The 14,151-nt window shown below is 37.5% G+C and carries 15 protein-coding genes and 1 riboswitch; of the genes, 12 read left to right on the top strand and 3 right to left on the bottom strand.

The features are described from left to right. Positions 1-3 precede the first annotated feature (3 nt). The 8 genes from LOS73_RS17405 (at position 4) to LOS73_RS17370 (ending at position 7,077) form a co-directional block, all read left to right on the top strand. Entirely contained in the window at positions 4-936 is a 933-nt protein-coding gene (locus LOS73_RS17405) for an ornithine carbamoyltransferase (RefSeq protein ID WP_007377845.1), read from the top strand. Continuing rightward, a complete protein-coding gene (locus tag LOS73_RS17400; RefSeq protein WP_033030930.1) occupies positions 933-2,135 on the top strand; it encodes an argininosuccinate synthase in 1,203 nt (400 codons plus the stop codon). The genes LOS73_RS17405 and LOS73_RS17400 overlap by 4 nt, the downstream gene beginning before the upstream one ends. Before the next feature lie 48 nt (positions 2,136-2,183). Beyond that, positions 2,184-4,049, top strand: a complete 1,866-nt coding sequence (gene argH, locus LOS73_RS17395; RefSeq protein WP_007377843.1) for an argininosuccinate lyase — start codon at positions 2,184-2,186, stop codon at positions 4,047-4,049. A gap of 230 nt (positions 4,050-4,279) precedes the next feature. After that, entirely contained in the window at positions 4,280-4,480 is a 201-nt protein-coding gene (locus LOS73_RS17390) for a hypothetical protein (RefSeq protein ID WP_007377842.1), read from the top strand. 16 nt (positions 4,481-4,496) lie between these two features. Then, the gene (locus LOS73_RS17385) at positions 4,497-5,030 is read left to right on the top strand and encodes a hypothetical protein (RefSeq protein WP_033015339.1); all 534 of its coding nucleotides are present in this window, start codon (positions 4,497-4,499) and stop codon (positions 5,028-5,030) included. A gap of 497 nt (positions 5,031-5,527) precedes the next feature. Further along, positions 5,528-6,037, top strand: coding sequence for a hypothetical protein (locus tag LOS73_RS17380; RefSeq protein ID WP_050484154.1), 510 nt, complete (start codon positions 5,528-5,530; stop codon positions 6,035-6,037). Next, positions 6,030-6,557: a hypothetical protein gene (locus LOS73_RS17375; protein ID WP_008134861.1), complete on the top strand. Its 528-nt coding sequence runs from the start codon at positions 6,030-6,032 to the stop codon at positions 6,555-6,557. Before LOS73_RS17380 ends, LOS73_RS17375 begins: the two co-directional genes overlap by 8 nt. Before the next feature lies 1 nt (position 6,558). Further along, positions 6,559-7,077, top strand: a complete 519-nt coding sequence (locus LOS73_RS17370) for a hypothetical protein (protein WP_007377839.1) — start codon at positions 6,559-6,561, stop codon at positions 7,075-7,077. A gap of 33 nt (positions 7,078-7,110) precedes the next feature. On the opposite strand, the gene coaD is transcribed toward LOS73_RS17370, so the two are convergent. Beyond that, positions 7,111-7,602: a pantetheine-phosphate adenylyltransferase gene (gene coaD, locus LOS73_RS17365; protein WP_007377838.1), complete on the bottom strand. Its 492-nt coding sequence runs from the start codon at positions 7,600-7,602 to the stop codon at positions 7,111-7,113. A 194-nt stretch (positions 7,603-7,796) separates the two neighbouring features. On the opposite strand from coaD, the gene LOS73_RS17360 reads away from it, so the two are divergent. Beyond that, positions 7,797-8,450: a TetR/AcrR family transcriptional regulator gene (locus tag LOS73_RS17360; RefSeq protein WP_007377837.1), complete on the top strand. Its 654-nt coding sequence runs from the start codon at positions 7,797-7,799 to the stop codon at positions 8,448-8,450. A 97-nt stretch (positions 8,451-8,547) separates the two neighbouring features. Next, complete coding sequence (gene thiI / locus LOS73_RS17355) at positions 8,548-10,005, top strand: tRNA uracil 4-sulfurtransferase ThiI (protein ID WP_033028977.1); 1,458 nt, start codon at positions 8,548-8,550, stop codon at positions 10,003-10,005. Positions 10,006-10,029: 24 nt separating this feature from the next. On the opposite strand, the gene LOS73_RS17350 is transcribed toward thiI, so the two are convergent. Continuing rightward, positions 10,030-10,932, bottom strand: a complete 903-nt coding sequence (locus tag LOS73_RS17350; protein WP_457934036.1) for a ketopantoate reductase family protein — start codon at positions 10,930-10,932, stop codon at positions 10,030-10,032. Continuing rightward, on the bottom strand, positions 10,925-11,278 hold the full coding sequence (locus LOS73_RS17345; RefSeq protein WP_007377834.1) for a VanZ family protein: 354 nt from the start codon (positions 11,276-11,278) through the stop codon (positions 10,925-10,927). Before LOS73_RS17345 ends, LOS73_RS17350 begins: the two co-directional genes overlap by 8 nt. A gap of 151 nt (positions 11,279-11,429) precedes the next feature. Between LOS73_RS17345 and LOS73_RS17340 the strand changes: the two genes are divergently transcribed. After that, positions 11,430-11,912, top strand: a complete 483-nt coding sequence (locus LOS73_RS17340) for a YajQ family cyclic di-GMP-binding protein (RefSeq protein WP_007377833.1) — start codon at positions 11,430-11,432, stop codon at positions 11,910-11,912. A 163-nt stretch (positions 11,913-12,075) separates the two neighbouring features. Then, positions 12,076-12,258: riboswitch (cobalamin riboswitch) on the top strand. Between the two features lie 37 nt (positions 12,259-12,295). Continuing rightward, positions 12,296-14,125, top strand: coding sequence for a TonB-dependent receptor domain-containing protein (locus tag LOS73_RS17335; RefSeq protein WP_457934035.1), 1,830 nt, complete (start codon positions 12,296-12,298; stop codon positions 14,123-14,125). Positions 14,126-14,151: the final 26 nt, after the last annotated feature.

The raw sequence follows: 14,151 nt of genomic DNA, 5'->3' as shown, positions 1-14,151 counted from the left end.
ATTATGTTTAAGAATTTTTTAACCGGTTTAGAATTAGACCAAGAAGGCGCACTTAATTTACTAAAGTTAGCGCAAGACATTAAAGTAAAACCAGAGAAATACAGCCAAGTATTAGCTGGTAAATCGGTTGTAACGTTATTTGAAAAACAAAGTTTACGTACGCGTTTATCATTTGATATAGGTATTAATCGTCTTGGTGGTCACGCGGTTTATTTAGATCAGCAAAATGGCGCTATGGGTGCACGCGAATCAATTAAAGATTTCGCTCTTAATATTTCAACATGGGCTGACGGGATTGTAGCGCGTGTTAATCAACACAGTACGCTAACTACATTAGGTGAATATTCATCGGTACCGGTGGTTAATAGTTTGTGTGATTTGTATCACCCGTGCCAAGCACTCGCTGATTTTTTAACGCTTCAAGAAGTACATGGAGATGTAAGTGAGCTTAAAGTTGCTTACTTAGGTGAAGGTAATAACGTAACTCATTCATTGATGTTGTTAGCAGCTACACTAGGTACAGATTTTGTAGCTGTAACACCAAAAGGGTGCTCACCAGATTCACAAATACTTAAAAAAGCAGAGCAGATTGCAGCAATGAACGGTGCATCAGTTATGGTGAGCGACAGAGTTGAAGCTGCTGTTGGCGCAAATGTTGTTTACGCAGATACTTGGGTATCAATGGGTAATACAACACCAATTGAGCAAGTTAAAGCCAAGTATATGCCATATCAGCTAAATCAGGCATTGCTAGATCAAACCGGTGCTACGACGGTATTACACTGCCAACCGGCGCACCGTGAATTTGAAATTACCTCAGAGGTAATGGATGGTCCAGCATCTAAAATTATTCAACAAGCAGAGAATCGTATGCACGCGCAAAATGCTCTGCTAGTTACATTATTAAATCCAAATTTTGTTAAGGAACACCTATGAGTTCAATTAAAAAAGTCGTTTTAGCCTATTCAGGTGGTCTTGATACATCGGCTATTGTGCCATGGTTAAAAGAAAACTATGGTTGTGAAGTTGTTGCGTTTGTAGCAGATGTAGGTCAAGGGGCAGAAGAACTTGAAGGCGTAGAAGCTAAAGCAATTGCCTCTGGTGCATCTGAATGTTATGTAGTTGACTTAAAAGATGAAATGGTAAGTGATTACATTTACCCAACACTTAAAACGGGCTCAATTTATGAAGGCACTTATTTATTAGGTACCTCTATGGCGCGCCCAATTATAGCTAAAGCGCAAGTTGAAATAGCGCGTAAAGTAGGCGCTGATGCACTTTCTCATGGTTGTACTGGTAAAGGTAATGACCAAGTTCGTTTTGAATCATGCTTTGCAGCACTCGCACCTGATTTAAAAGTAATTGCGCCATGGCGTGAGTGGGACTTATCGAGCCGTGAGTCATTACTTGATTACTTGGCGGATCGTGACATTCCGTGCTCAGCATCAGCGACAAAAATTTACAGCCGTGATGCTAACGCATGGCATATTTCACACGAAGGTGGCGAGCTTGAAGACCCATGGTGTCAACCAACTGAGCAAGTATGGACATGGACTAATTCTCCAGAGCAAGCACCAGATAAATCAGAACTCGTAACTTTAAAAGTTGTTGAAGGCGAAGTGGTTGCTGTAAATGGCGAAGAACTTAAACCATATGACTGTTTAGTTAAATTAAACGATATTGCATCACCTCATGGTGTTGGTCGTGTTGATATTGTAGAAAACCGTTTGGTAGGCATGAAGTCACGCGGTTGCTACGAAACGCCCGGCGGTACAGTTATCATGGCAGCACTTCAAGCAATTGACGAGCTAGTGCTTGATAAAGCAAGCCGTAAATGGAAAGAAGTGCTGGGTGGTGAATTTTCGCATTTAGTATATGACGGCCGCTGGTTTACACCACTTAAAGATTCTATTTTAGCCGGTGCAGAAGCGCTTTCTAAAGTGGCAACAGGTGAAGTCGTACTTAAATTATATAAAGGTCAAGTAACTGCGGTTCAAAAGCAGTCGCCAAATAGTTTATATAGCGAAGCATTTGCCACATTTGGTGAAGATGATGTGTATGACCAATCACACGCTGAAGGCTTTATTCGTTTATTCTCGCTTTCAAGCAGAATTTCAGCACTCGCTAAAAAGTAAATTATTACGCCCCTGTAAAAGGGGCAATACAGGGTTTGGAGATATTTCATGGCATTATGGGGCGGACGTTTTTCTACGGGTCCAGATGAGGCGTTTAAGCAATTTAACGACTCTCTTCCCTTCGATTATCAGTTAGCAGAGCAAGATATTATCGGCTCTGTGGCATGGGCTGGCGCACTTGAGCAAGTTAATGTGTTATCGAGTGATGAGCACAAAGAACTCGTTGCAGCATTGTATGAGTTACTTGAAGAAGTAAAAGCTGATCCACTCGCTGTAGCTACATCGGGCGCAGAGGATATTCACTCGCATGTTGAAGCTGCATTAATCGAAAAAGTAGGTGATTTAGCTAAAAAATTACATACAGGCCGAAGCCGTAATGATCAAGTCGCAACAGACTTTAGATTATGGTGCCGTGATACCGCTGAGCATATTTTAAAAGCAATTGAGCAACTTAAAGGCGAGTTTGTATCTTTAGCTGAGCGTGAACTTGGTACTATATTGCCCGGTTATACTCATTTACAGCGAGCACAGCCAGTATTATTTAGCCACTGGTGTATGGCTTACGTAGAAATGCTAGAGCGTGATGAAAGTCGCTTGCAAGACGCGAAAGCGCGCATGAATTTTTGCCCACTAGGAAGTGGTGCATTAGCCGGTACTGCTTACCCAATTGATCGTCAAGCACTTGCGCAAGGTTTGGGTTTTACTGGTGCGACTAAAAATAGTCTTGATGGCGTCTCTGATCGCGATTTTGTTGTAGAGTTATTAAGCTGTGCATCGATTTCGATGATTCACTTATCGCGTATGTCAGAAGATTTAATATTTTATAACTCGGGTGAAGCTGGTTTTATAGAGCTTGCAGATAACGTGACATCGGGCTCATCGCTTATGCCACAGAAAAAGAACCCTGATGCATTAGAACTTATCCGTGGTAAAACGGGTCGTGTATTTGGCGCGTTTAGTGCGATGATGATGACCTTAAAAGCACTCCCTCTTGCTTACAACAAAGACATGCAAGAAGATAAAGAAGGTATATTTGACGCTATGCCAACATGGCTTGCGTGTATTCATATGGCACAAGCTTGTATTAAGGGCGTTAAGGTCAGAGGAGATCGTACACTTGCTGCTGCTAAAGGCGGTCATGCTAATGCAACAGAGCTTGCTGATTATCTCGTCGCAAGAGGCGTACCTTTTAGAGAGGGGCACCACATTGTAGGCGTCCTTGTTCAGCTTGCTATTAGCGAAAATAAAACGCTAGAAGAGCTTTCGCTTGAGCAATACAAATCAGTTAATGATGTTTTTGAAGACGATGTATACCCGGTATTAGAAATTGATGCGTGTATAAAAGCGCGCCAAGCTCTTGGCGGCACATCGATTGAGCAAGTAACTGGTGCAATTAAAGAAGCCAAAAAAAAACAGCAAATAACGGTTCGTGATGCAAATCTAGATGACGTTGAATCTATAGCTAAGCTCATTCAGCATTGGGCTACAGTTGGCGAAAATCTACCTAGAGCTAAAAGTGACATGGTGCATTCTATAAATGAATTTGCGGTCACTGAAATTAACGGTAAGGTATCGGGCTGTGCCTCGCTGTATATATATGATACAGGTCTTGCTGAAATTCGCTCTTTAGGTATTGATCCTCAAAGCGTTGTTACTGGGCAGGGGCGGCAACTCGTTGAGCATTTGTTAATTAAAGCTAAAAAACTGGCGTTGAATAGAGTTATTGTACTAACGCGTGTGCCTGACTTTTTCGAAAAGCAGCGCTTTACCTTTTGCACTAAAGACAGTTTGCCAGAAAAAGTAATGAAAGATTGTGAGCTTTGTCTTCGTAAAGAAAATTGCGATGAAGTTGCTATGGAATTTATTTTAAAGCCAAGTAAAAGTGTGGAGATCCCGTGTAAATACGTGGCTTAAACTCCCTGGATACAAAAAACGTACGGTTATCCCTGTGCGTTTTTTTATATCTAAAACAAACTGGTTTGATCTGTTGCATTTTTTAAAGTGTCAAATAAAGTTGGCATACAGGTTGCTTTATTATAGGTGGGTGGCAAAAATGGCTACCTAGATTAAAACAGGTAACATGTTTACCTATATAATAGCGTGATAAAAGTTGCGCAAACTATAATTTTATAAGGATTAATAACATGCAAATTTCAGCGAATAACCAAGTACAAATGCAAGCATATAATAAAACACAACAATTAAAGCCTGCAATGGAACAAACTGCTAGCCCTAAAACCCTGCAATCTGATACAGTAAGCATTTCTCAAGAGGCTATTGCTGCAGCAAGTAGTGATAGCTTACAACGTGGCGGGGGCAGTGTAATGCCTGTCAGACCAAAGTAATAATTTAAGGTTTTAAATGATTCTAACTGAGCTTTTTGGGTTGTTCTCACTGTCTGCTTTTACGATGTGGGGATTTCTGATGACTTTCTTTTTTAATGTGTTTGTATACTCATTAGATTTAAAAAGAGGTACAACTCTTCTGCTCAGTTCATTTATTATGATGATATCTTATACCTTATCTGACTACTTCTATACATGGCTTTCTATTAAAAACTCAATATACTTGGATTGGGCTTTGTATGATATTTCTACTATTTTAGCGTTAATATGCATATATAAAATAACCGAAAAAACAACACCTTCTTTTTTGTATTTAATTGTTGGATTGTCTATAAATTCGATTTTCTTTTTTTGTATGTATTTAGATATGTATATATTCGGAAATATGGAACGATGGTTTTTTTGGGATGTTTATACATACGCAGTTAATTTAATGGACTTAATTATGATAGTCGCATTAATTGTTGATAGAGACTTCCTAGGTCTTCATAAGTTAAAGAACAAAACCCTCAGTTACTTCAAATCAAACGATACCCACAAATTAACCTAGTTTAATATGTACGTTACTGAAGCCTTAACGGATTATGTAGGAGCTTTCTCCCAAAGGGGTCTTTTTAATGGCTTTCTTATGCTGTTTAGCTATTAATATAAATAAGGAAAGTAAGTCTCCTGTTTATTTATCTGCGCTTATGCTCTGCTCATATATTTTTAGTGGCTACATAGATTTATTAGAAAATTTATATTTAAGCTGGGCACTCTACGATTTCATTACAATTTTAGCTTTGTTAACTTTACAGTGCTTCAAAGTACTCCAACGTTCTGTAGCTTTTCACTTAATCATAATTTCGTTAACAATAAATGCTGTACTCACCCTCGTAATATATTATGACCTATACGTTTTATATAACTATGAGCCTTGGTGGTATTGGAGTGTTTATTCTATTGGCGGAAATATGTTCGATGTTTTAATGATTCTTTCACTAGTATTCAATAAAAATACCATTTTTAAAAGGGGTGCTGCATTGAACTTTAAAAAGTTGAAAAATATTGAATGAACTTTTAATTAGCCCAACAGTTTCTTTGTACATAGGTGCATTTGTACAATGGGGATTCCTTATGGCCTTTTTGTATTCCCTTGCTCATTCGATTAATAAGCCTAATAAAGAAAAAGTGTATTTGTCTTTGGTTATGAGTGTTTCATATTCATTTAGTATATTTACAAATATGAATACGGTAACTTATCTTGATTTTTTATGTTTTGATATTTTAACTATTATAGCTCTTACACTTCTAAGGCGATTTCTAAAAAGGGATGTTGCCTATATATATCTTCTAACTGGTTTGACTATAAATTCAACCCTGCACCTTTTTATGCACTATGATATTTATGTACTAGATAATGTTGATTATTGGTGGCTTTGGAATTTTTATTTAATAGTTATCAATTTAGTCGATCTCACAATGGTAACTATTCTCTTTTTTAACAAAGATTTTTTAGGTTTAGTTAAGTTTACTAAATTTTTAACTGAAAAATTTAACAGGTCACGCCATGCCTGACTTTCTATGGAGGCTGGCTGGTTTATACGACTATATAATTATTTTTATTACATGGTCTTTTGTTATTGCTTTTTTATATAATTTGTCTATTAGCATTAACAAGTATGACAAAAGCTGCACACAGCTTGCATTCATTATGGTGGTATCTTACACCTCAAGTATTTTTATGGATCCCTTTAGCAACACACCTCATTTGACCCTTTTCATATTTGATATCGTAACTATATTTTTTCTGATTATATGGCGGAGCTATTTTAGTAAAAGCCTCCCTATAGCCTTTTATTATCTTTTAGTTGGACTTAGCTTTAACGCATTTGTTTTTTTTGGAATGCACTACGACAGTATTGTTTTAGGAAATTTAGACTACTGGTGGTTTTGGGCCTTGTATGTAATCGGGCAAATAATTTCTGATTTAACAATGCTTTTAGCTCTCCTAATTAATAAAGACTTTTTAGGTTTGGTTGCATTAAAACGTTATTTATTTGGCAGTACAAAAAGCATTCATAAAAAGGTTGAATAGAATGGAGGGTCTATTTTGGCAATTAAATTCAATTAATGAATATTTTGGAATACTTATTACATGGCTTTTTGTTTTTGCTTTTTTGTTCACTCTATCAATTGCTATTAATAAGCAAGATAAAAGCCGAGTTCATCTTTGCTTTATTATGATGGCTTCGTACACATCTAGTTTATTTATGGACATAACTACTGCAGCTCCACATTTAAAGTTGTTTATATTTGATGTACTAACAATTGCCGCTATTCTTATGTGGCGTATTTTTTTAGGACGTAAAATACCGTACGGATTTTATTATCTTATTGTAGGGCTTTGTATCAATGCCTCACTGTTTATGGGCATGTATATTGATAATACTCTTTATGGCAATTGGGACTTTTGGTGGCTGTGGATGCTGTATGGTTTCTTTATGCTTGTTATTGATATTACGATGGCACTAATATTAATTATCAATAAAGACTTACTGAAGCTGGTTTGGTTAATTAAAAAATTAAAGACATCATCTATATCAAAGCTAAATTAGCGCATACGAGTTATGCGCTAACGCAGTAAATTACTATTGGGCACCACAGCCCAATTTAGTTTTTAGCGCTTTGACAATTACAGGGTCCACAAACTCGCTTACATCACCATTGTGACGTGCTACTTCTTTAACGAGTGTTGATGAAATAAATGAATTTCGCTCTGCGGGCGTTAAAAATACACTTTCTAAATCGGGGTTTAGGCGACGGTTCATATTTGCGAGCTGAAATTCATAATCGAAATCAGATACAGCCCTAATACCACGAATAAGCACATTAGCATTATGATCGCGCGCAAGGTCAGCCAGCAAGCCTGAAAATCCGATAACTTTAACATTACCTAAATGACTCAAAATGGTATTAGCAAGTTCAACACGTTCTTCTAGGGTAAAGCAGGGTTTTTTACTTGGGTTGTGGGCAACAGCAACTAATACGGTATCAAACATTTTTGCAGCACGATGAATCAAGTCTGTGTGCCCATTGGTAAGCGGATCAAAAGTGCCTGGGTAAATTGCAGTAACGTTCATAATATTCACTATTTATTATTTTAGCGTTAGTTTAACAGTGTTTAGGGCACAAATCAGCTTTGCCCAAATAGATTATTTATTCAGTTCCTAATGATGGTTAAGGAGTAAGTGTGTTTTAATCGATAATATTTGTTTATACTGCGTGGTCTATTTTTAGTGTAATGTAGTGCATAAGATAATTAGAGTATTAGCGTATGAATACCAAGGATAAAATAATACACACCAGTATTTCGTTATTTAATGAGCAAGGTGAGCGTGCAATATCAACCAATCATATAGCGTCGCATTTAGGGATGAGCCCCGGTAATCTTTACTACCATTTTAAAAATAAAGAAGACATTATTCGTCATATATTTGCGTTATATCGCGATCATTTAAGTACGCAATTTAAACCTATCAACAAAAATGACGATGCATTTAACCACTTAACAGCTTATTTAGATTCGTTGTTTGAATTGATGTGGCGCTATCATTTTTTTTACGACAACCTCGGCGATATACTCGCCAGAGACGCTGATTTGAAGCAAGCTTACATTGATTTCCAACTCGAATTATTAGAACAAGTGCGAAAAATTATACTGGGGCTTCGCGACAGTGAAATGATTGCAATTGATGAGCAAGATGTCATTGATTTAGCCCATACGCTTAAGCTAACGGTTAGCTTTTGGACGCCTTATATAAAAGCCCGCAGGCCAAGCGGTACCCTTGCTGAGCAAGATATATATCACGGTATTTTAAAAGTACTTACATTGTTTAGAGCGTATAGTACTGATAAAAGTATCGATAAAATGAACCTGCTACGCGAAAAATACACCGAATTAGCACAACACGCGCAAACTGTTGCCTAATCGCTAGTCATTGGCTGTTTCCTAGACGCTGAATTTTTTGCTATAATCGCGCGCCAAATGCCTGGGAGCGCGAATTCCCGCAGTCTAAGAGTGAACTATGCTTAAATTTATCGTCAAACTACATCCTGAAATAGCCATTAAAAGCCGTTCAGTCCGTAAACGCTTTACTAAAGTGTTAGAAAATAACATTAAAATTGTATTGCGCCGTGTTGACGAAAAAGTACAAGTTAGAAATAACTGGGATAATATTTCAGTTGTTACAAAGCTTGAAGATGCGCAAGTTCGTTTAGATTTTATCGATAGCCTTAAACGCATACCTGGCATCGTTCAATTTATTGAAGTAACCGAAACACAATTCGAAACTCTTGATGATATTTACCAAAAAACAATAGCGTTAGTTGGGCATACAATTATAGGTAAAACCTTTTGTGTTCGTGCTAAGCGTATAGGTCAACATGACTTTACCTCAACTGATTTAGAGCGTTATGTTGGTGGTGGATTGAATCAACATATTGAAGGCGCAAGCGTTAAACTTAGCCGTCCAGAAGTAACAATACGTTTAGAAGTAAAAGACGACAAAGCTTACATTGTTTCGCAAACGCATTTTGGTATGGCTGGTTTTCCACTACCAACGCAAGAAGATGTGTTGTCGCTTATGTCTGGTGGTTTTGACTCTGGCGTAGCAAGTTATCAAATGATTCGTAAAGGCGCACGTACGCACTTTTTATTCTTTAATCTAGGTGGCGCAGCGCACGAAATTGGTGTTAAGCAAGCAAGTTACTACTTATGGAAAAAATACAGCTCTACACATAAAGTTAAATTTGTAACGGTTGATTTTGAACCTGTTGTTGCTGAAATTTTAGAAAACGTTGAAAACAGCCAAATGGGTGTTGTGCTTAAACGTATGATGATGCGAGCTGGAAGTGTAGTGGCTGAAAAGTTAAACATTCAGGCACTTGTCACTGGTGAAAGTATTGGCCAAGTATCTAGTCAAACATTAGCGAATTTAAGCGTGATTGACCGTGTTACTGAAACGCTTATTTTACGCCCGCTAATTCAAAATGATAAACAAGAAATTATTAATCTTGCTCGCCAAATTGGTACAGCTGAAATGGCAGAAACAATGCCTGAATACTGTGGTGTTATTTCTAAAAAACCGACAGTTAAAGCCAAGATTGAAGTAATAGAAGCCGAAGAAGAAAAGTTCGATTTTGATGTGCTAGATACCGTAGTAAATAACGCACGTATAATGGATGTGCGTGATATTGACGTTGAAGCCAAACAAGAACTTAAAGAAGCTGAATCGGTTGCTGATTTACCTGTAGGCTCTGTGGTAGTTGATATTCGTTCACCAGAAGAAGAAGAAGCTGCACCGCTAGAAATCGACGGTGTTGAAGTGGTGCATTTACCGTTCTTTCGTCTGGCGACTAAGTTTGGTGATTTACCAAAAGACACCGACTACTATTTATATTGTGACAGAGGCGTAATGAGCCAACTACAGGCACTTATGCTGCACGAACAGGGCTTCGAAACTGTAAAAGTTTATCGCCCGTAAAGTTAAAGCTTATGTAAGCGTGGTTTATACCACGCTTTTTTTTGCCTTAATTTTGACAAGTAACTCATCGTTGTAAGGCGTTGGAATACCGTGAAGTTTACCTTGCTGGCTAATATAGCCGCATATAGCTGAGATTTCAGTTTCTCTTTTATACGTTAGATCTTGCTGCATTGATGAGTAATTATTTGCGGTTAACTCCATTATTTTATAAGCGGTATTGAGTGCTTTAATTAATGGAATATTAAGCCCTTGAGCCTTTGCAATATTACATGCTTCAGTGAGTGCATTAAAAATTATTGTGTTGTACTTAGGTGCACGTAATTCGCCATTTCTTACATTACTTAAAGCGCTTAATGGGTTAATGGCAATATTTACGAGTAGTTTTTCAAAACGAAGCTGCTGAATGTTATTAGTAAATGTTAGGTTGGGTATTACTTTAAAAATATCAGCTATTGGCGCACTATTTTGAAGTGCTAGCTCATTACAGCCACCAATAACGCTTTGTCCTTCACCAGTGTGTTGCACAATATATTGGTTTGATTTAAAGCCCGCTATGCTTGTCGTTAAAAAGTAGAGTGCTTGATGGGTGTTTAGTTGGCTATTTACCTCATCAACATTACCCATTCCGTTATGCGAAAGTACAATAGAGCAATGAATTGGTAAAAATGGCTTTATTTGTGAAAACGCATCAAGTACTTGAAAAGCTTTAACAGTAAATAAAACAACATCAAATTCAGCAGCTTTATTTAGCTGATTTAATGAAATAAATTGAGCGTCAATTTTTTTAGAGGTCCCTTTACCTCGACTATAAAAGCGGGTATTTTTTGGGCTTTTACGAGTTAAAACACTGACATTATGCGATGCGCTTAAAAAGTGGCTAAGTAATAAGCCAATAGCACCATCGCCAACGATTAAAATATTAGCCATATGGGTTCTTTTTTCGAGATGTAAAAATTACTCTAAGTAAAAAGTAGCTTGCAGCACCTGCAAAATCAGCAAAAAAATCACCGAGTGATGCCTGCCTATACGGGAGTGCGTCTTGCATTATTTCTATAGATGCGCCATAGCCTGCCAATAAAAGTATTTGCGCATATAAAGGAAGTTTAAACGCTTTATCCATTATTATGGCTAGTATAAAAAAAATCCCAAAATGAGCGACTTTATCAACATGAGGGAATAAATTTACAACGCCACCTTTTATTTCTTTAGCAAATAAAAGGGTAAAAGCCACAATGCTAATTAAAAAAATTGCTTGGTAAACACGCCTTGTCACGACAAATCCTAAAATCGCTTAAAAAAGAGACCGCAGTATATCAAACTAATTTAGTATCGCACCTGAACAAGATGCAGAAAAATGTAAAGAATTATAATTTTAGCGTTATAATTGCCACATAAAATTAAGATTAAATAGTTAGGAGAAACCAATGCCTTCATTTGATATTGTATCTGAAGTAGAAATGAACGAAGCTAAAAATGCGGTTGACAACGCCAACCGTGAGCTAGAGACCCGTTTTGATTTTAGAGGTGTTGATGCATCTATTGAATTAAATGACAAAACAATTAAATTAAAAGCTGAAGCTGATTCTCAAGTTATGCAATTGTTTGATATTTTGGCAAACAAAATCTCTAAGCGTGGTATGGATGTATCAAGCTTAGAGCTTCAAGATATTACTCGTGCAGGTAAAAATGTATTTCGTAACGTTGGCTTAAAGCAAGGTATCGAAAAAGACATGGCTAAAAAAGTAGTTAAGGCCATTAAAGACTCTAAAGTTAAAGTTCAAGCCGCTATTCAAGGCGAAGAAGTACGCGTTACTGGTAAAAAGCGTGACGATCTTCAAGAGGCTATGCAAGTAGTGCGTAGCGCTGAGCTAGGTCAGCCTTTTCAGTTTAAAAACTTTCGCGACTAAAGTACACCAGCTAGAACCTAGCTAACGAGTGTATAAAATGTATTAATAAAAGCTAAGCAGCAATGTTTGGCTTTTTTGTGAGGTTATTTTTCGTATTTATCATAGATGAATCTATCTTTAGCTGTATAGACGTCCATTGACATTTATAAACAAAATACCCACAATAGCGGCATATTTTCAAGGTGCTTGCTAGCCACTTCATGTAATGATTTTTTTAGCAGGATAATCGGGAAGTTGGTGAGTTTTCATGATGACTACAAGCCCAACACTGCCCCCGCAACGGTAAAGTATTGCATGTTTTATATGCTTGCTGAGTCCGGAGACCGGCCTTGATGCAATCTTACTTACTTAAATCTTTGCGGTGGGCAAAGGTAGGGGACATCATGTTAAACAAAACAACTCTAGGCGTTGCAATTTCTGCTGCGCTTTCATTTTCTGTGTCTGGTGCAGAGCAATCAATTGAAAAAATAACCGTTACAGCTAATAAGTTTGAGCAATCAATTAACGACGTTTTAGCGAGTGTAAATGTTATTGAACGTGCTGAAATAGAAGCAAGTAACGTACGCGATTTACCTACACTTTTAAGCACGCGAGTGGGTTTTCAGGTTAATCCAAACGGTGGTTTTGGTCAAAATACAGGTGTGTCACTTCGTGGTACGGGCTCTGGCGATACGTTGATTTTAATTGACGGTGTACGTACAGGCTCAGCAACACTTGGTCAAAAAGCACTAAATAATGTTCCTCTAAATAGTATTGAACGCATAGAAATTATTAAAGGCTCTCGCGCGGCTGTTTATGGCTCTGATGCACTCGCTGGTGTTATTAATATTATTACGCGTGAGTCAGATAACTTATCCCTAAGCGCTACATTTGGTTCTGACTCTTATCAAAATTATCAAGTGGCAGGCTCTGTAAAATCAGATGATATAACAACAGCATTTAACGCAGGCTTTGAAAAAACAGATAACTTTGATGCACTGCAAGGCGTAGCACCAGATGAAGATGGCTATGAAAATAAAAACCTTGGTTTTAAAGTAAATTACACCGATGCACATTACGGCGACTTTAAGTTATTAGGCCAATACAGTGAAGGCTATGCAGATTACGACAGTCGCTTTAGTCCAGCCACAAGTACTATAGAAACAGGTGATTTTAAAAACTATCAGCTTTCTGCAGGTTGGAGTAAAAACTACACTAACCAAACGCATAGTATTGATTTAGCGCTTTCAACAGATGATTCTCACGATACCTCAGCATTTGGTGTAAATGATTTTATAACGAAACGTGTGCAATTTGATTATAACGGTCAATATATATTATCTGAAGAGCTTAATATTAGCGGTGGTGTTAACTGGTACAACGATGATGTATCGCACAGTTCAACGCAGTATGATGTGCAAGAGCGTGATGTATTAGCAGTATTTGTTGGGGCTTATTACAATGCTGAAAAAGTGTTAGCTAATTTAACAATTCGCCAAGACGATGATGAACAATTTGGCGACGAAACAACATATACAGCTGCTGCGGGTTATCATTTATCTGAAGACGCCACGTTCCGCATAAGCCAAAGCACTGGTTTTAAAGCACCTACATTTAACGATTTATACTTTCCGGCTTTTCCTGGTTTTCCACCTTCATCTAATCCTGATTTAGAGCCTGAGAAATCATTAAATCAAGAGATTGGGTTAAATGTAGATTTTGATATAGCAAGTATTGACGTTGCTATTTTTAGAAATGATATTGAAGATAAGATATCTTTAGATTCTAACTTTTTTCCTATCAACTTAAATGAAGCACGCTACGAAGGGGTTGAATTTAGCTTATCTCAGCAGTTTTTTGGTTTTGATAGCAACCTTAACTTTGCTTACTTAAGCGCTGAAGACGAAGAAACGGGCGCAGAGTTACGTAATGTTGCTAAACGTACTTTTAACTGGGAACTTGCAAAACAGTTTGGTGCTTTTGATGCAAGCTTAGACATGCAATACCGTAGCGACCGACAAGGTGCTGTGACTCGCTTAGGCTCTTATACACTTTGGAACTTAGCGGGTAATTATCAAGTAAATGAACATATTGAAGTTTCGCTTCGTGTAGAAAACTTATTTGATAAAGAGTATAACGCTGTTGATTCAAACGCTGATTTTACAACGGGTGAAGTGTATTACTACAACACGCCAGAGCGTCGCTTTTTTGCAGGCGCAAGCTACCAGTTTTAACGGTATTTATTAATATTAAAAAGCCC

The sequence above is a fragment of the Pseudoalteromonas sp. SCSIO 43210 genome (assembly GCF_054133285.1).
Note: the sequence above shows the minus strand (reverse complement) of the source record. Positions and strands in the feature narration are given on the sequence as shown.